This window comes from Rhizobium sp. M1 (assembly GCF_002531805.1).
GTDB lineage: Bacteria > Pseudomonadota > Alphaproteobacteria > Rhizobiales > Rhizobiaceae > Rhizobium > Rhizobium etli_C.
The window spans coordinates 317,301-332,608 of sequence record NZ_NWSW01000003.1; the positions used below are offsets into that span (position 1 = coordinate 317,301).

Here is a 15,308-nt window from a genome sequence, read left to right on the forward strand (position 1 = left end):
CCGTTTACGGCTTCCAAGCGCCGGCGATCTGGCGGGTGGCGATGTTCAGCCGGTTCCAGACATTGATGTTGGCGATGGCGACGACGAGGGCTGCGAGGCTTCTGCCGTCGTAATGCCGGGTCGCTTCGTCCCAGATCTCGTCCGGCACCGGGTCGGCGCGGTCGCTGGTGCGGGTCACCGCCTCGGTCAGCGCAAGGGCTGCCCGTTCGGCATCGCTGAAATAGGGCGTGTCACGCCAGGCGCTGACGGCAAAGAGCCTTTCATCCGTCTCGCCGAGCTTCTTTGCGATCCTGGGATGCCCGTCGATGCAAACGCTGCAGCCATTGATCTGGCTGGCGCGCAGATTGACGAGTTCGAGCAGCTTCGGTGAAAGGCCGGCCTCCGCCGGCACTTTGCCGAGCGCTGTCAGCGCCTGCATGGCCGCGGGAAGGACGAGGGCGGGATTTCCCATTCTCTCCTGCATGATATGTCTCCTTGCTGTGTTTGCTCTTCGACGATCCGCCGGCGCTGTCACACCGGCCAGGTTTCATTCGTCATGGCCTTGACGCAACGCAGCGGAGGAATGTGACACATGGACGAGAAAAAATGGCTGGCCGATGAATTCGAAGCGAACCGGGGGCATCTCAGGGCTGCGGCCTATCGGATGCTCGGTTCGCGCAGCGAGGCGGAGGATGCCGTTCAGGAGGCCTGGCTGCGGCTGAGCCGCACCGATGCGACCGGGATCGGCAATCTCGGCGGTTGGCTGACGACGGTCGTGGCGCGGATCTGCCTCGACATGCTGCGCGCCCGCAAGAGCCGGCGCGAGGAGCCACTGGAGATGCCCCTGCATGCGACGGTCGCTGATCCGGGCGGGGATCCCGAAAGCGAAGCAGCCTTCGCCGATTCCGTCGGTCTGGCGCTGCTCGTGGTGCTGCAGACGCTGGCGCCGGCCGAACGTGTCGCCTTCGTGCTGCACGACATGTTCGATCTGCCGTTCGATGAGATCGCGCCGATCATCGGCCGTTCCTCCGCCGCCACCCGGCAGCTCGCAAGCCGCGCCCGCCGCCGCGTCCAGGGCATGGACGAAGCGCCGGAGGTCGATCTTGGCCGCAAGCGGGCGATCGCCGAGGCCTTTCTGGCGGCGTCCCGCAACAGCGATCTGGAGGCGCTGCTTGCGGTGCTTGCCCCCGACGTCGTCTTCCGGCCGGATGCGACGGCCGCCCGATACGGTATCGGCGCCATGCGCGGCGCGACCGACGTCGCTGCGGCCTTCAAGGGCCGGGCGCAGGCGGCGGAAATGGCCATCGTCGACGGCAAGCTGGGCTTTGTCGTGCACATTGACGGCCAGATCCGCGTCGCGGTGACGCTGACGATCGACGAGAACAGCATCGTCGCGATCGATGCCGTCGCCGACCCGGATCAGTTGGAGCGGCTCGACTTTTCGATCCTGCGGGATTGAACAAAACGCGGTTCTTTGAAACCCGCGCGCTTCCGAAGAGGCGCGCCGCGTCCGATTGCTGACCGCCAGCGGAGCGTCATTTTTCTTGACAGCGATGCCTCCGGCTTTATTCTATTATAAGGCCTCATGTATCATAATTATGGAATTGCCGCGATGTGATGCAGATGGCGCCGTCTCCCACCTTCCCCATTTGCCTCTCATCGTGACCTGCAGACAGGTTTCGAGACCTCGAAAGGAAAGCATATCATGTCCGGCGACCAGGCGAAGAAGCCGCTTCTCCTCACCAATGTCAAACCGGTGGCTTTCGGTGCCGGCGCAGGCGAGGGGGTGATCGACATTCTCGTCGATGCCGAAGGCAGGATCACCGAGATCGGGCCGTCGCTCGCGGTCTCTCAAGATGTCACCCGCATCGACGGCAAGGGTGCCTTCGTCTCGCCCGGCTGGATCGACCTGCATGTGCATATCTGGCATGGCGGCACCGACATTTCGATCCGCCCCTCCGAATGCGGTCTCGAGCGCGGCGTGACGACGCTTGTCGATGCCGGGTCGGCCGGCGAGGCGAATTTCCACGGTTTCCGCGAATATATCATCGAGCCCTCGCGCGAGCGTATCAAGGCCTTCCTGAACCTCGGCTCGATCGGTCTTGTCGCCTGCAACCGTGTCGCCGAACTCAGGGATATCAGAGATATCGATCTCGACCGCATTCTCGAGGTCTATGCCGAAAACAGCGAACACATCGTCGGCATCAAGGTGCGCGCCAGCCACGTCATCACCGGCTCCTGGGGTGTGACCCCCGTCAAGCTCGGCAAGAAGATCGCCAAGATCCTCAAAGTGCCGATGATGGTGCATGTCGGCGAGCCGCCGGCGCTCTATGATGAAGTGCTCGAAATCCTCGGTCCCGGCGACGTCGTCACCCACTGCTTCAACGGCAAGGCCGGTTCGAGCATCATGGAGGACGAGGATCTCTTCAATCTCGCCGAGCGCTGCGCTTCCGAAGGCATCCGCCTAGACATCGGCCATGGCGGCGCCTCCTTCTCCTTCAAGGTCGCCGAGGCGGCGATCGCCCGCGGCCTGTTGCCGTTTTCGATCTCGACCGACCTGCACGGTCATTCGATGAATTTTCCGGTCTGGGATCTGGCGACGACGATGTCGAAGCTGCTCAGCGTCGGCATGCCCTTCGACAAGGTGGTTGAGGCCGTCACCCATGCGCCGGCATCGGTCATCAAGCTGCCGATGGAGAACCGGCTTTCGGTCGGCGCGCAAGCGGAATTCACCGTTTTCGACCTCATCGATTCCGAGCTCGAAGCGACGGATTCCAACGGCGATCTCTCGGTCTTGAACAAGCTGTTCGAGCCGCGCTATGCGGTGATGGGCGCCGAGGCCTTCACCGCCAGCCGCTACCTGCCGCGAGCGCGCAAGCTCGTGCGGCATAGCCATGGTTATTCCTACCGGTAGGATATACGGCGCCGGATTGATCAGAAATCCGTCCGAAAGGCGTGAGGTGCTTGGTGGTTCCAGGGATTTACGACAGTAAGTCCCGCGGCTTCAAAGGGGCTGACGTCGCGTGTTGCGACCATAAACCCCTTCGAAGCGGCGATGGCGGCGATATATCCGTCCGGAGTTGGAAATCCTTTGCCGCCCGCACGAGCCCTGACGGCAAGATCGGCATAGTGTCGGGCCGCTTCCGCGTCGAATGACAACACGCGATCCTGAAACAGTTCGAGTATACCGCCGAGTGTTTCGGTTAGAGCCGTCTTGCGCCGACCGTCCGGCAGCGCGCCGATGCCAAACAGCAACTCGGCCAACGTCACACTCGACAAATACAAGGTTTCAGCGACCTGCTCGTTCAGCCATGACCGCACAGCCGAATGGGGGGTTGGTTTCATCGCCTCGGAAAGAACGTTCGTATCCAGAACGATCATTCAAACCTCAATGGCTCCGCCGGCGCCTTGTCGCGTAGCTGGTCGAGCCCTTCGAAATCATCATTGGACAGCCCTGACTGTCGACCGATTTCCGCCAAGGCATCCCCCATGCGCATACGCTGCTCGGGTTTCACCGCATTTTCCAGGATGTCACGGACCTCCGCCTCGGTGCTGCGGCCGTGTATCGCCGCCCGCAGACGCAATGCGCGATGCACCTCATCGGGCACATTTCGAACTGTCAGAATGGCCATATTCAAACTCCGAATACGCTGTCAATGACAGCAATATAGCCATTATGCAGTCATGTCGCAATCAGGAGGCGCTAGCGGTTGCGCCAGCCCATCAGTTTTTCGATCTGCTCCGCCGAATTGCGCACATGCGCGGTATAGTGGTTCTCGTCGGAGAAGGCTTTCTGCTCCGGCAGCACGATGGAAATGGTGGCGACGCAGTGGCCGTCGCGGTCGCAGATCGGTGAGGCGATGCAGGCAACCGCATAATCCGATTCGCCTGCCTGGATCGACAGGCGCGCCTCAAAGGCCTTGGCGGCGGCTTCCGATAGCGTGCTTGGATCGATCTCGGCGCGGCCGGTCGGCGACGAGCGGGCGCAGCGCTTGAACAGCTCGATGCGCTCCTGCTCCGGCAGATGGCCGACGAGCAGGCGGCCGGATGCTGTCCAGTTCAGCGGCACCCGGGTGCCGACGCGGGATGCCACCTGGAAGTGGCTCGGGCCATCGGCCATGGCAAGCACCAGCATATAATCGCCGTCGCGGCCGCAGACCTGCACGGTTTCGCCGGCCTGGCGGCAGAGATCATGCATCTCGTGGGTGGCGATGCTCATGAAATCAAGCGACCGGGCATAGGCGAGGCCATAGTGATAAAGCCGCGCACCGAGCCAGATCGAACCATCAGCCTGACGTGTCAGCATGTTCTTCTCGACCAGATCGTCGACGATGACGTAAACGGTCGAAAGCGGCGCCTTCACCGCCTTGGCGATGGCATAGACGCCGGCCGGCGATCCCGTCTCATAGAGATGATCGATCACCTGAAGCGCCCGGTCGATGCCGCTGACGCGCGCGCGGCGCGCACCCTTGCCGGCGGCTTCGTCGGCATGGCCCTCATCTTCGGAGTAAACTGCGGGTGATGTCTTTCCGTCCAATTCATGCACCTCGTTAACACTGCGATCATGTTACATTACTATGGCATAGCGGTCGCTGTGGCAAATCGCAACATCTTGTAGGTTGATCGTGCGGGCGGGTGCGCCAGCGATGGAAGCCCTGGGGAAACTCATGGATTATTCTTCAGCCACCGCCATCCCCGCAGCCCACTGATCATAAGAAGACTCGTCAGCACTTGCATCAGCGACATTGTTAGAAATGCCGCAGTCATTTCAGGTTCGTATCCGTTTCGCACGAATATCCAAGCCCACAAAACCCTACCCAAGGCATGCAGCAAAACCATCGCAACCGAGAATGGCAACAACCCCAGCTTGCCGCTGCGTATGCGCAGGCCCGTCAAGATTAACAAAGCTCCGACGAGGATTTCGATGCCAGAGCGCAAATCAAAAATTTGGGATTCTAAATAGGGGCTCAGAACATAGGAAATGCCCAGCAGAAAAGTGGGTAACCCGGCCATTCTGGTCACATAAATAGCGCTCTCTCTGTCCCTGACACGTGGCCATAAGCCATGAGGCTGCACTGATCCGTCAGTTGTCATTTCGGTGTCTCATTGGGCAATGCGTGTAATGCCTCGCCATTACAACCATGCTTGAGGTCTGTCGAGGAGGATTCTGAATTCGGGCGCGATGGCGCTCGAAATCGGACGCCGTCCCGATGGCGACGAGAACTGATGTCTCGACGTGAGGTCATTTGAATCCGAAAACGATGCAGTCGTAATCCCGCTTGGAACAACAAGCCGCAGCCTGAGTTTGACCCCGAACCCAGGAGGTCATGATGACGAATTATCCGACACCGCCTTTCCCGTCCCAGAAACAGCCCATGCCCGGTTTTACCGCACAGATGGATCCCGTTCCCGATCATGGCGAGAAAAGCTATCGCGGTTCCGACCGGTTGAAGGGTAAGCGGGCGATCATCACCGGCGGCGATAGCGGCATCGGCCGGGCGGTGGCGATCGCCTATGCCAGGGAGGGCGCCGACTTGGTGATTTCCTACCTGGACGAGGATGAGGATGCCGACGAGACGAAGCGGCTCGTCGAACAGGCCGGACGCAAGGCCGTGCTCGTCAGCGGCGATATCCAGGATCCGGCTCATTGCCGGCAGATAGTCGACACGGCGGTCAAGGAGCTCGGCGGTATCGACATTCTCGTCAACAATGCCGCGCATCAGGCAAGCTTCAAGAGCATCGACGAGATCAGCGACGAGGAGTGGGAACTGACCTTCAAGGTCAACATCCACGCGATGTTCTACCTGACCAAGGCTGCCGTCCCCCATATGAAGCCCGGCAGCGCCATCATCAATACGGCCTCGATCAACTCCGACAGTCCGAATCCGACATTGCTCGCCTATGCGACGACCAAGGGGGCGATCCAGAATTTCACCGCCGGCCTCGCCCAGCTGCTGGCCGAGAAAGGCATTCGCGCCAACGCCGTGGCGCCGGGGCCGATCTGGACGCCGCTCATTCCCTCAACGCTTCCTGAGGAAAGCGTCAGCAATTTCGGCAAGCAGGTGCCGATGAAACGGCCGGGCCAGCCGGCCGAGCTCGCAACAGCCTACGTGATGCTGGCCGATCCTTTGTCCAGCTATGTCTCCGGCACGACAATCGCGGTCACCGGCGGCAAGCCGATCCTGTGATGCAGGTCGGACGGAATTGGCGGTTCCGGGCTCGATCCGGCGGCGACATCGGCAGTGGCGGCGACGCTCAGGGCGCTTTCCGGCCACTACGACCAAGCAGCAAGGGCCGCCGCCTCTTTATGACGACAGCCCTTGTCGGGGGCAGGGAGAGATCCCCCGGTATTCAGAAAGTTGTTTCAGCCGAAGCAGGGCATCGCCGGCAGGTTGGCGCGGCTTGCGAGTGCTCCGATCATTTTGCCGACCGGCGTCGGGCGCGGTTCGCGGTTGCCGGCGGCCGTCTCCAGGAGTTGCTTGAAATCTTCAAGCTTCACGCCGTCGGCGCGCAATACCATGGCGATCAGGGGGTCGCGGAGGGCTTCGGATATCGTCAGGTCGTCTCTGGTCTTTCTCATGGCTTGTCCTCCTTTCGTGGGCGGTCGCCCGTGTTCCACTTTGCGCCGCCAAGCCCTCGGCATTGACTTTGGCGGTCTGTGGTGTTACCGGTAAGTAACAATACAGTTGTTACCGATCGGTCACATTGATGTCAAGGACTTCGTCCGCAAAAAAATCAGAAACTTCGAGTGAAATCTCCGCCGTTCTAGAAGATCGCATCCCTCCGCGGGAGCGCATCGTCTCGACCGCCTCGGAGCTTTTCCGCGAACACGGCATTCGCGGCATCGGCGTCGATGCCATCGCCGATGCGGCGTCGACCAACAAGATGACGCTTTACCGGCATTTCGGCTCGAAGGACGAGCTCGTCTGCGAGACGCTGCGCCGCGCCTCCGAAAAGGCGGATGCCATCTGGCGGGATCTCGAGGCGGCCCATCCCGGCGATCCCGGCGCCCAGCTGGACGCCTGGGTCGAGATGCGGGCGCAGTGTCTGAACGGCGAGCCCGCCGGCTGCGATCTCGCCAATGCCGCCATAGAACTCAAGGGCGAGGGCCATCCTGCCCACGAGATGATCGAGAGGCACAAGGCCGAACAGCGCGATCGTCTGGCTGCGCTCTGTTCCGCAGCCGGTGCGCGCGAACCTCAACTTCTTGCCGATACGCTGACGCTGCTGCTCGAAGGCGCGCGCGTCAGCCGCCAGGCGATGGGTGCTGCCAGCTGTTGTGGTCATTTCGCCAAGGCCTGCAGGGCGGCGATCGCCTCTTTCACCTGACCCTCCGGGGAACCTTACCGCCTCCATGCCGTTTTTCCATCACCGGAAGGCGATGTGGAGGCAGAGATGAACTACGTCTATCTCAAGCGCCTATATGCCAAACGCGCCGAGCTTGAAGCCAAGCTGGAGCTTCACGATGCGCGCTATTGTTTCGGCGAGGAAGAGGTCGATGACGGCACCGACAGCGATCTGCGTCAGCGATTGAGCGAGGTCTCCGACGAGATCGCCGCCCTGGAGAACAGAGCGGCTACTCCCTGGCGCTGAGGATCTCCATCGTCCGCTCGTCGAATTGTCCGTCATAAAAACGCGCGATCGCCCGGTGGAAGGGCGAGCCGTGATCGCTGATCGCAGCAAACAGCGTCATCGATGAGCGCAGCTTGAAGTCATCGGGCGAGCCGAGGATGTCGTGCGCCGATCGGCCCTCGACCGATAAAATCGCCTCGACGCAGCGCAGCAGCCGGCCTGAAAGAATGGGGTGGGCGAGATAGGCGGCGGCTTCCTCGGCCGAACGGATCGCATATTTTTCCGCCATCGCCGACGTGCCGAGACCTGATATCTGCGGGAAGATGAACCACATCCAGTGGGACGTCTTGCGCCCGGCCTGCAGCTCGGAGAGCGCCTGTTGGTAGATGCCGTTCTGGGCTTCGACGAAACGGTCGAGGTTAAAGTCGATATCACCGGCCATGGTTCTTTCCCTTTTCCTGCTGTCTTTGCAGCCTGGGCCAAGGGGCTCCATGCCCGGCGAACTTATCTGCCCGGCGAAGGGGCCGGGCTGTCAGCAGACCCTTTCAGCGTAGGGGCTGCTGTCGCGGCAATGGCCGTAAGCCGGATGATGCGGCGGATTATCGCCGGCGGGGGCGGCAATAGCCGATGTCGTCATCGGATCGGTATTGCCGGAAGAATATGCGGCAAAACCCGCAAAGCTCAAGACAAGCAATGCGCCGACAATGACAACGCGCTCAAAGCCCGACAGTTTCTGGGCACTGACATGTTCCGCATAATCGCGCTCACCGGCGCCGGCCGTTTCGTCCTCTTTCACGTGGACGGTCACCATATCCCGGTGACGGCTTAAAGTTTCACAATCTGCCATTCTAATTACTCCTGCAACACATGCAGAGTCGCGTCCCGAGGGTAAACCCTCACCCTCGTGCCGAATCCTACTCCAAATGCGAGCATCATGTGTGTCTTCAATCGCGGCAATTGAAGGGGCGATCTGCAAACGCAGTGTTCAAAAAATCGAACTAATGCATGCAAAATATCGTGAAGCTCTGGCTCATCGAAATGATCCGCGGTAATCCGGAGGGATATTTCGTCTGGATGGTCCCATGAGCAAATCCTTCGGCGCCATGTCGGTCGCCCAGCTTTCCGTCCTCATTCAGGGCGGCGCAGCCGATCCGGTCGATGTGGCCGAGGCCGTCTTCGACGCCATCGCGAATTACGCCGACAAGGCCGTCTTCACCATGCTGCTTGAAGACCGGGCGATGGAAGAAGCGCGCGCGTCTTCCGAACGGCTGCGGCAAGGGCGCTCGCTCGGACTGCTGGACGGTATTCCGATCGCCTGGAAAGATCTTTTCGACATCGAAGGCCGGACGACGACGGCGGGTTCGCGCGTCCTGGCAGGGGATGCGCCGGCCGAGCGGGATGCGGCCGTCGTCGCTTTGCTGAGGAATGCCGGCATGATCGCCATCGGCTGCACCAATATGAGCGAGTTCGCCTTCTCCGGCCTCGGCATCAATCCGCATTACGGCACGCCGGTCAATCCGCGAAGCGCCGACCGTCCGCGCATCCCCGGCGGCTCCTCCTCCGGCGCCGGTGTGGCCGTCGCCGCTGGACTGGTCCCGGTCGCGATGGGCACGGATACCGGCGGGTCGGTGCGTATTCCCGCCGCCCTCAACGGCATCGTCGGCTACAAGGCGACACGCGGCCGCCATGCCATGGACGGTGTCTATCCGCTGGCGAAAAGCCTGGATTCGTTGGGGCCGCTCTGCCGCACCGTCAAGGATGCGGTCTGGATCGATGCGGCGATGTGCGGCCTGACCGCGCCCGAGGTCGCTGAGCGTTCCTTGCAGGGGCTGGAATTGCTCGTGCCTGAAAACATCGTCTTCGATGGGGCCGAACCGGGTGTCGTCGTCGCCTTCGAGGCAGCCCTGGAGCGCCTTCAAAGGGCAGGTGTTCGGGTTTTGCGCATCACCATCCCCGCTTTCGACGCAATCATCGATCTGCTGACGACGTACGGCCCGCTGGTGACTGCGCAAGCCTATGCCCTTCATCAGGACCGGCTGGCGGGGCCGGAAGCGGACCGCATGGATCATCGCGTCGTCATGCGCACCCGCTTGGGAGCGAGGACGACGGCGCCGCATTACATGGCGCTTCTCGAAGCCCGCCGCCGCCTCATTGCCGATGTCGACCGCTTCGTCGGCGACCGCCTGATCGCCTTTCCGACCGTCGCGCATGTGGCGCCGCCGATCGCGCCGCTGGAACAGGATGACGAGCTCTTCTTCGCCACGAACAACAAGACGTTGCGCAATACGATGTTCGGCAATTTTCTCGACTGGTGCGGTGTGTCGGTGCCTTGCGGCACGGGCGAGGCGGGCATGCCCGTCGGCCTGCTGCTTTCGGCCACCGCCCGTCGCGACGAGGCATTGCTGGGAACGGCGCTTGCCGCGGAGGCAGTCATCCGCGGCGATTTTGACTGAGTTCGCGATTGATTTCGATTTTGTGCCACTGACTGGCGCGAGAGGAATTGGAGGAGGGAACATGCAGCATTTGCAAAACGGACGTTTCGCGGTTTCGACATGGTCGCTGCATCGCTTGCTCGGCCCGGTCCACGCCTATAGCCCCGACCCCCCCGACAAGAGCGCGGCGCCGAAGGAACCCTACGGCCCCGGCGGCGCGGCGCTGATCGACGTGCCGGCGATGCTGGCGGCGCGCGGCGTCAACCGGCTGGAAATCTGCTCCTTCCATCTGCCGAGCCTCGATGCCGCCTATATCGGCGAACTCAGCGATGCGATGGCGGCCTCGAACGTGCTGTTCCAGACGCTGCTTGTCGAGGACGGCGATCCGAGCCATGCCGGGACGGCCGAGCGCGACATCGGCTGGATGGCGGAGTGGATCGGCATCGCGGCGGCACTCGGGGCGCAGAGAATGCGCGTCATCGCCGGCAAGCAGAAGCCGAGCGAGGAAAATCTCGGCCGTGCGGCCCGCCACCTCAACTGGCTGGCCGAGAAGGCGGAAGGCAGCGGCGTGCGCATCGTCGTCGAGAACTGGTTCGACCTCTTACCGTCGCCAGTCGAAATGAACTGGCTGCTCGACCGGCTGGATGGCAAGGTCGGTCTCAACGGCGACCTCGGCAACTGGTCAGCCCCCGCCAAATATGACGGTCTGGCCGATATCATGCGGCGGGCGGAAATCTGCCACGCCAAGGCCGACTACAATGCCGGCGGCCTCGATGCGGAGGATTACCGCAAGTGCCTGGAGATGTGCGAAAGGGCCGGTTATGCCGGTCCCTTCACGCTGATCTATGATTCGCCCTTCTTCGCCGACGAATGGGACGGCATCCTGCTGCAAAAGACCTTCATCGAGGATTTTTTGCGCGAGGCTCCGGCCCGCCGGACGGCCTAGAACCGTCTGCTATTCCTGGCGCGGGAACCGCTGGCTTTCCTCCAGCACGTTCAGATCCATGTGGTTGCGCATATAGCGCTCCGATGCTTTCTGCAGCGGCTGATAGTCCCATGGATAATAGGCGCCGTTGCGCAGCGCCGCGTAGACCACCCAGCGGCGGGCCTGGCTTTCGCGCACGGCCGCGTCGAAAGCGGCAAGGTTCCAGCGCCGGCCCGCCTGTTCGATGAGCCGCGCCAGCGTCTCGGCATGCGCCGGATTTCCCGTGAGATCGTCGAGCTCCTGCGGATCGGCCTCAAGATCGAACAGCATCGGCGGGTCCTTCTCGCAGAGCGAGAGCTTGTAGCGCCCGTCCCTGAGGCAGACGAGCGGCGCTTCCGAGCCTTCCGCGGCATATTCCATCGGTACCGGGCCACGGCTGCCGGTGCCCTTCGCAAGGGCTGCAAGATCTTGGCCTTCGGTCCATGGCTTCAATGACGCGATATCGATTCCGGCAAGCCCGGCAAGCGTCGGCGTTACGTCAAGGGTGGAGACGGGCTGATCGATGCGCTTCGGCGTCCAGCCGGGGGCTGAGATCATCAGCGGCACCCGCGCCGAACCTTCGAAGAAGTTCATCTTGAACCAGAGGCCGCGATCGCCAAGCATGTCGCCGTGGTCGGACACGAAGAGGATGATGGTGTTCTCGGCCATGCGGCTGCGTTCCAGGGCGCCGAGAAGCTCGCCGATCTTTTCGTCGACATAGGAGATATTGGCGAAATAGCCGCGTCTTGCCCGCCTGATCTGCTCGCCGCTGATGTCGAACGCATCGTGCTCGCAGGCTTTCATCAGGCGCTGAGAATGAGGATCCTGCCGCTCGAAGGGGATCGCCGCGACCGCCGGGTCGAGTGCCGGGCAGTCCTCATAGAGATCCCAGAATTTGCGGCGCGCGACATAGGGGTCGTGCGGATGGGTGAAGCTGACGGTCAGACACCAGGGGCGTTCGTCGTGACCGCGCGAGAGATCGAAGAGCTTGCGGGTGGCGTGATAGGCGACCTCGTCGTCATATTCCATCTGATTGGTGATCTCGGCAATGCCGGCGCCGGTGACCGAACCGAGATTGTGGTACCACCAGTCGATGCGCTCGCCGGGCTTGGTATAATCAGGTGTCCAGCCGAAATCGGCCGGATAGATGTCCGTCGTCAGCCGTTCCTCGAAACCGTGAAGCTGGTCGGGGCCGACGAAATGCATCTTGCCCGACAGCGCCGTCTGGTATCCGGCCGCGCGTAGATGGTGCGCATAGGTCGGAATGTCGGAGGCAAATTCAGCCGCGTTGTCATAGACGCGCGTCCGGCTCGGCAACTGTCCCGACATGAAGGACGCCCGTGCCGGCGCGCAGAGCGGGCTTGCCGTATAGCTATTGGCGAAACGCACAGAGCGGCTTGCCAGTGATTTCAGATGCGGCGCGTGAAGAAAATCGGCGGGACCATCGGGAAAGAAGGTTCCGTTCAACTGGTCCACCATCAGGATGAGGATGTTCGGGCGTGCCATGTCGTTCCTCCTTTTTGCTATTTGATGATTTTATTGAAGCGCCTAATATGACGGCTGTAAAGACAGCTTTTTTCGATGGCTGCTCAAAGGTATTTTTATGTCAGATCACCCACCTGAGCTTGGATGGATGCGGCTGTTCGTCGAGGTCGCGCGGCTCGGGAGCTTTTCGGCGGCTGCAACGCTTCTCGGGCTGACCCAGCCGGCCGTCAGCTACCAGATCCGCCGGCTGGAACAGCAGTTCGGCGTCAGCCTGCTGCGCCGCCAGCATCGTGGCGTCGAATTGACCGCCGAAGGCGAGCGGCTTCTGGACATCGCCGCCAGGGCGGTCGGCGATATCGATGCGCTCGCCCGCAGTTTTCGCCTCGAAGCCCAGAGGCCGATCGTCAGGCTCAGAACCGACTATGCTTTCTCGGCGCTTTGGCTGATCCCGCGCATGGATGGCTTTCGCCTGCTGCACCCGGAAACGGACATACAGATCGTCGCGACGCAGAGGCTTGCGGTCGGGTTTCGCGACGAGGCCGACGTCGCGGTCGTGTTCGGGACGCGGGCGGAATTCGGTGCCGTGGGCACGCTTCTGCTGCCGGAGAGGGTCGTGCCCGTCTGCACGCGGGGGTTCCTCGATCGCAACGGACCCTTCGACGATCCAGGACAATTGGCCGGAGCGAGGCTGATCCATCTCGACGCGCCGCTGCCATCGCCCTGGTTCGACTGGCGCACATATTTTGGTGAATTCTCCGTCCTGCGCGGCGCCCACGCCGACCGCGGTGATATCAGCTTCAACACCTATTCGTTGGTCGTTCAGGCGGCGCTGAGCGAGCAGGGCGTGGCGCTCGGCTGGATGGGGCTCGTCGACACGCTCCTTTCGGCGGGCATGCTGCTGGAAGCCGGCCCGTCGCTGGAGGCGCGAGACCGCGGTTACTGGCTGGTGCCTCCGCGATCTCCGAACGTCCACAGCGAGAGGCTCAGCACCTGGCTGTCGGATGAGGTGGAGAAGAATGATTAGCAGCGGTTGCATTTCTCTTCGGAAGAAGCCTTGTCATCGGCGATGGCGATCGACATTGTGGGCCGAATCCATAGCGGAGGTGACTGAAGCATGCGAACCATCGGATATGTCGTCGGCCTGCTTATGGTCGTGTTCGGCTTGATCTGGATCGGGCAGGGAAGCGGCTATTTTCCCTATCCGGCATCGAGTTTCATGATTGCCCAAAAGATCTGGATGCTCTGGGGCGCCATTCTGGCGGCGGCGGGCATCGTCGTGATGGTCAGCATCTCGCGGCTTCGCCGCAGAGGATGAATTGCTGCTGCCGATTGGCGGCAACCCGGCCGCTGGCGGCCTGTCGAAATGAGGAGAATGGCATGAGCGCAGCTGAAATCGACGGTTTTGCCGACCGTATCAGGAAGCACCAGGCCGGTATGATCTCGGCCTGGGTCGGCATCCCCGACGCGATGCTCGTCAATCATCTGGCGCAGGAAGCTTTCGACGCCGTCGTGCTCGATATGCAGCATGGCATGTGGGATATGCAGTCGGCGGCAAATGCCGTTGCTCAGGCCCGTCTTGCCGGCAAACCGGCCATCGCGCGCATTCCGGTCGGCGATTTCGCCTCCGCCTCGCGGCTGCTCGATGCTGGGGCCTCCGGCATCATCGCGCCGATGATCAATTCCGCCGAGGATGCGCGAGCCCTGGTCCGGACGACGAAATATCCGCCCCTCGGCGAGCGCAGCTGGGGACCGTCCCTGGCGTTGAACCATAGCGGCTTGTCGCCGGACGCCTATCTGAAGACTGCCAACGAGCTCACCGTCGCCATCGCCATGATCGAGACCCGCGCCGCGCTCGATGCTATCGACGGCATTCTTGGCGTAACCGGTATCGACGGTATTTTCGTCGGCCCCGCCGACCTTTCGATCGCCCTGTCGAACGGCGATCAGGTGGCGCCGAATGCGGCCGAGATCGACAGCGCCATGCAGCACGCGGTTGCGCGCTGCCGCGCCCACGGCAAATTCGCCTGCGCCTATGCCGGCGATGGCGAGCGGGCCGGCGAGCTGTTGAAGTTCGGCTTTGATCTGGTCATCGCCGGCGCCGAGACCATACAGCTGCGCGCCGGCGCCCGCCGCGCCATCAATGCCGCCCGCAGGATCGCCTCCGGCAGCTGATCTTCGTCAGCGGGCCGGCTTGATCGCCAGCCAGATGACGTGGCGGGCGCCGCCGCGTTTGCCGTTGGCGCGGGTGTTGACCGCTTCGACGGAAAAGCCGCTGTCCCTGAGGCGGCGGGTGAAATCAGGATCCGGCCCGGATGACCAGACGGCAAGCACGCCGCCGGGGCGCAGCGCGTCGCGGGCGGCGCGCAGGCCGGCGAAATCGTAGAGCCGGTCGTTGGATTTGCGGGTCAGCCCATCCGGTCCATTGTCGACGTCGAGCAGGATCGCGTCATAGGCGCTCTTGCCGGCGCGGATCGCCTCGCCGACATCGCCCTGATGGATGCCGACGCGGGGATCGTCGAGGCAGCCCTTGAACACCTCGGCCATCGGCCCGCGCGCCCAGGTGACGACGGCCGGCACCAGTTCGGCGACGGTGACGCCGGCATCATCGGGAAGGACGGTAAGAGCGGCGCGCAGGGTGAAACCCATGCCGAGCCCGCCGATCAGCACCCTCGGCTTCGCATGCGTTTTGATCCGCTCCCAGGAGAGGGTCGCCAGCGCCTCTTCCGAGCCGCTGAGGCGGCTGTTCATCAGCTCGTTGGCGCCGAGCATGATCGAGAACTCGCTGCCGCGCTGCTTCAGGCGCAACTCGCCGCCTTCGCCGGGAATGGTCGCGGAATCGAGTTGAATCCAGGGCAGCATGACAGTTTCGCCTCAAA

20 protein-coding genes and 1 pseudogene are annotated in these 15,308 nt (G+C 62.4%); 11 read left to right on the plus strand and 10 right to left on the minus strand.

Annotation, left to right across the window (positions count from 1 at the left end; genetic code table 11):
- Window positions 1–4 precede the first annotated feature (4 nt).
- Window positions 5–463: a carboxymuconolactone decarboxylase family protein gene (locus CO655_RS05440; protein WP_004675835.1), complete on the minus strand. Its 459-nt coding sequence runs from the start codon at window positions 461–463 to the stop codon at window positions 5–7.
- Window positions 464–571: 108 nt separating this feature from the next.
- On the opposite strand from CO655_RS05440, the gene CO655_RS05445 reads away from it, so the two are divergent.
- Window positions 572–1,438, plus strand: coding sequence for a sigma-70 family RNA polymerase sigma factor (locus CO655_RS05445; protein WP_097664040.1), 867 nt, complete (start codon window positions 572–574; stop codon window positions 1,436–1,438).
- A gap of 246 nt (window positions 1,439–1,684) precedes the next feature.
- Window positions 1,685–2,893: an amidohydrolase/deacetylase family metallohydrolase gene (locus tag CO655_RS05450; RefSeq protein WP_097664041.1), complete on the plus strand. Its 1,209-nt coding sequence runs from the start codon at window positions 1,685–1,687 to the stop codon at window positions 2,891–2,893.
- A gap of 20 nt (window positions 2,894–2,913) precedes the next feature.
- Here CO655_RS05450 and CO655_RS05455 read toward each other — a convergent pair whose 3' ends face one another.
- The 4 genes from CO655_RS05455 to CO655_RS05470 all read right to left on the minus strand — a co-directional run bounded on the left by CO655_RS05455 (window position 2,914) and on the right by CO655_RS05470 (window position 5,073).
- Complete coding sequence (locus tag CO655_RS05455) at window positions 2,914–3,360, minus strand: type II toxin-antitoxin system VapC family toxin (protein ID WP_097664042.1); 447 nt, start codon at window positions 3,358–3,360, stop codon at window positions 2,914–2,916.
- Window positions 3,357–3,611 (minus strand): plasmid stabilization protein, encoded by a 255-nt coding sequence (locus CO655_RS05460; RefSeq protein WP_097664043.1) that lies wholly within the window; start codon window positions 3,609–3,611, stop codon window positions 3,357–3,359. Before CO655_RS05460 ends, CO655_RS05455 begins: the two co-directional genes overlap by 4 nt.
- Window positions 3,612–3,682: 71 nt before the next feature.
- Window positions 3,683–4,516, minus strand: coding sequence for an IclR family transcriptional regulator (locus CO655_RS05465; protein ID WP_097664044.1), 834 nt, complete (start codon window positions 4,514–4,516; stop codon window positions 3,683–3,685).
- Between the two features lie 128 nt (window positions 4,517–4,644).
- The gene (locus CO655_RS05470; protein ID WP_097664045.1) at window positions 4,645–5,073 is read right to left on the minus strand and encodes a hypothetical protein; all 429 of its coding nucleotides are present in this window, start codon (window positions 5,071–5,073) and stop codon (window positions 4,645–4,647) included.
- Window positions 5,074–5,309: 236 nt separating this feature from the next.
- Between CO655_RS05470 and CO655_RS05475 the strand changes: the two genes are divergently transcribed.
- Together CO655_RS05475 and CO655_RS34250 are read left to right on the plus strand one after the other, a co-directional pair.
- Window positions 5,310–6,167: an SDR family oxidoreductase gene (locus CO655_RS05475; RefSeq protein WP_097608628.1), complete on the plus strand. Its 858-nt coding sequence runs from the start codon at window positions 5,310–5,312 to the stop codon at window positions 6,165–6,167.
- A pseudogene (locus CO655_RS34250) lies at window positions 6,167–6,290 on the plus strand (transcriptional regulator); the annotation flags it as partial. The gene CO655_RS05475 and the pseudogene CO655_RS34250, both read left to right, overlap by 1 nt.
- 53 nt (window positions 6,291–6,343) lie before the next feature.
- Here CO655_RS34250 and CO655_RS05485 read toward each other — a convergent pair.
- Entirely contained in the window at window positions 6,344–6,559 is a 216-nt protein-coding gene (locus CO655_RS05485; protein WP_097588444.1) for a hypothetical protein, read from the minus strand.
- Window positions 6,560–6,687: 128 nt separating this feature from the next.
- Between CO655_RS05485 and CO655_RS05490 the strand changes: the two genes are divergently transcribed.
- Both CO655_RS05490 and CO655_RS05495 read left to right on the plus strand, forming a co-directional pair.
- On the plus strand, window positions 6,688–7,308 hold the full coding sequence (locus tag CO655_RS05490) for a TetR/AcrR family transcriptional regulator (RefSeq protein WP_097608574.1): 621 nt from the start codon (window positions 6,688–6,690) through the stop codon (window positions 7,306–7,308).
- A gap of 66 nt (window positions 7,309–7,374) precedes the next feature.
- Complete coding sequence (locus CO655_RS05495) at window positions 7,375–7,572, plus strand: hypothetical protein (protein ID WP_010028403.1); 198 nt, start codon at window positions 7,375–7,377, stop codon at window positions 7,570–7,572.
- Here CO655_RS05495 and CO655_RS05500 read toward each other — a convergent pair.
- Both CO655_RS05500 and CO655_RS05505 read right to left on the minus strand, forming a co-directional pair.
- Complete coding sequence (locus CO655_RS05500) at window positions 7,556–7,993, minus strand: DUF1810 domain-containing protein (protein ID WP_097608575.1); 438 nt, start codon at window positions 7,991–7,993, stop codon at window positions 7,556–7,558. The genes CO655_RS05495 and CO655_RS05500 overlap by 17 nt on opposite strands.
- A gap of 90 nt (window positions 7,994–8,083) precedes the next feature.
- Window positions 8,084–8,362, minus strand: a complete 279-nt coding sequence (locus tag CO655_RS05505; RefSeq protein WP_097582211.1) for a hypothetical protein — start codon at window positions 8,360–8,362, stop codon at window positions 8,084–8,086.
- 271 nt (window positions 8,363–8,633) lie between these two features.
- On the opposite strand from CO655_RS05505, the gene CO655_RS05510 reads away from it, so the two are divergent.
- Complete coding sequence (locus CO655_RS05510) at window positions 8,634–10,004, plus strand: amidase (protein ID WP_097664046.1); 1,371 nt, start codon at window positions 8,634–8,636, stop codon at window positions 10,002–10,004.
- Window positions 10,005–10,065: 61 nt separating this feature from the next.
- Window positions 10,066–10,929, plus strand: coding sequence for a TIM barrel protein (locus CO655_RS05515; RefSeq protein WP_097664047.1), 864 nt, complete (start codon window positions 10,066–10,068; stop codon window positions 10,927–10,929).
- Window positions 10,930–10,938: 9 nt separating this feature from the next.
- Here the strand turns inward: CO655_RS05515 and betC are convergent, their stop codons facing one another.
- Window positions 10,939–12,453, minus strand: a complete 1,515-nt coding sequence (gene betC, locus CO655_RS05520) for a choline-sulfatase (RefSeq protein ID WP_097664048.1) — start codon at window positions 12,451–12,453, stop codon at window positions 10,939–10,941.
- A gap of 97 nt (window positions 12,454–12,550) precedes the next feature.
- Here betC and CO655_RS05525 point away from each other — a divergent pair, with 97 nt between their 5' ends.
- The 3 genes from CO655_RS05525 to CO655_RS05535 all read left to right on the plus strand — a co-directional run bounded on the left by CO655_RS05525 (window position 12,551) and on the right by CO655_RS05535 (window position 14,604).
- Window positions 12,551–13,456 (plus strand): LysR family transcriptional regulator, encoded by a 906-nt coding sequence (locus tag CO655_RS05525; RefSeq protein ID WP_097608579.1) that lies wholly within the window; start codon window positions 12,551–12,553, stop codon window positions 13,454–13,456.
- A 90-nt stretch (window positions 13,457–13,546) separates the two neighbouring features.
- Window positions 13,547–13,747: a hypothetical protein gene (locus CO655_RS05530; protein ID WP_010032807.1), complete on the plus strand. Its 201-nt coding sequence runs from the start codon at window positions 13,547–13,549 to the stop codon at window positions 13,745–13,747.
- A gap of 62 nt (window positions 13,748–13,809) precedes the next feature.
- The gene (locus CO655_RS05535) at window positions 13,810–14,604 is read left to right on the plus strand and encodes an aldolase/citrate lyase family protein (RefSeq protein ID WP_097608580.1); all 795 of its coding nucleotides are present in this window, start codon (window positions 13,810–13,812) and stop codon (window positions 14,602–14,604) included.
- 6 nt (window positions 14,605–14,610) lie between these two features.
- Here the strand turns inward: CO655_RS05535 and CO655_RS05540 are convergent, their stop codons facing one another.
- On the minus strand, window positions 14,611–15,291 hold the full coding sequence (locus CO655_RS05540; protein ID WP_097664049.1) for a hypothetical protein: 681 nt from the start codon (window positions 15,289–15,291) through the stop codon (window positions 14,611–14,613).
- Between the last annotated feature and the right edge of the window lie 17 nt (window positions 15,292–15,308).

Excerpts from the sequence above, each read along its gene's own strand:
- CO655_RS05440 (WP_004675835.1), bottom strand. The coding sequence starts at position 463 with ATGCAGGAGAGAATGGGAAATCCCGCCCTCGTCCTTCCCGCGGCCATG.
- CO655_RS05445 (WP_097664040.1), top strand. The coding sequence starts at position 572 with ATGGACGAGAAAAAATGGCTGGCCGATGAATTCGAAGCGAACCGGGGG.
- CO655_RS05450 (WP_097664041.1), top strand. The coding sequence starts at position 1,685 with ATGTCCGGCGACCAGGCGAAGAAGCCGCTTCTCCTCACCAATGTCAAA.
- CO655_RS05455 (WP_097664042.1), bottom strand. The coding sequence starts at position 3,360 with ATGATCGTTCTGGATACGAACGTTCTTTCCGAGGCGATGAAACCAACC.
- CO655_RS05460 (WP_097664043.1), bottom strand. The coding sequence starts at position 3,611 with ATGGCCATTCTGACAGTTCGAAATGTGCCCGATGAGGTGCATCGCGCA.
- CO655_RS05470 (WP_097664045.1), bottom strand. The coding sequence starts at position 5,073 with ATGACAACTGACGGATCAGTGCAGCCTCATGGCTTATGGCCACGTGTC.
- CO655_RS05475 (WP_097608628.1), top strand. The coding sequence starts at position 5,310 with ATGACGAATTATCCGACACCGCCTTTCCCGTCCCAGAAACAGCCCATG.
- CO655_RS05485 (WP_097588444.1), bottom strand. The coding sequence starts at position 6,559 with ATGAGAAAGACCAGAGACGACCTGACGATATCCGAAGCCCTCCGCGAC.
- CO655_RS05490 (WP_097608574.1), top strand. The coding sequence starts at position 6,688 with ATGTCAAGGACTTCGTCCGCAAAAAAATCAGAAACTTCGAGTGAAATC.
- CO655_RS05495 (WP_010028403.1), top strand. The coding sequence starts at position 7,375 with ATGAACTACGTCTATCTCAAGCGCCTATATGCCAAACGCGCCGAGCTT.
- CO655_RS05500 (WP_097608575.1), bottom strand. The coding sequence starts at position 7,993 with ATGGCCGGTGATATCGACTTTAACCTCGACCGTTTCGTCGAAGCCCAG.
- CO655_RS05505 (WP_097582211.1), bottom strand. The coding sequence starts at position 8,362 with ATGGTGACCGTCCACGTGAAAGAGGACGAAACGGCCGGCGCCGGTGAG.
- CO655_RS05510 (WP_097664046.1), top strand. The coding sequence starts at position 8,634 with ATGAGCAAATCCTTCGGCGCCATGTCGGTCGCCCAGCTTTCCGTCCTC.
- CO655_RS05515 (WP_097664047.1), top strand. The coding sequence starts at position 10,066 with ATGCAGCATTTGCAAAACGGACGTTTCGCGGTTTCGACATGGTCGCTG.
- betC (WP_097664048.1), bottom strand. The coding sequence starts at position 12,453 with ATGGCACGCCCGAACATCCTCATCCTGATGGTGGACCAGTTGAACGGA.
- CO655_RS05525 (WP_097608579.1), top strand. The coding sequence starts at position 12,551 with ATGTCAGATCACCCACCTGAGCTTGGATGGATGCGGCTGTTCGTCGAG.
- CO655_RS05530 (WP_010032807.1), top strand. The coding sequence starts at position 13,547 with ATGCGAACCATCGGATATGTCGTCGGCCTGCTTATGGTCGTGTTCGGC.
- CO655_RS05535 (WP_097608580.1), top strand. The coding sequence starts at position 13,810 with ATGAGCGCAGCTGAAATCGACGGTTTTGCCGACCGTATCAGGAAGCAC.
- CO655_RS05540 (WP_097664049.1), bottom strand. The coding sequence starts at position 15,291 with ATGCTGCCCTGGATTCAACTCGATTCCGCGACCATTCCCGGCGAAGGC.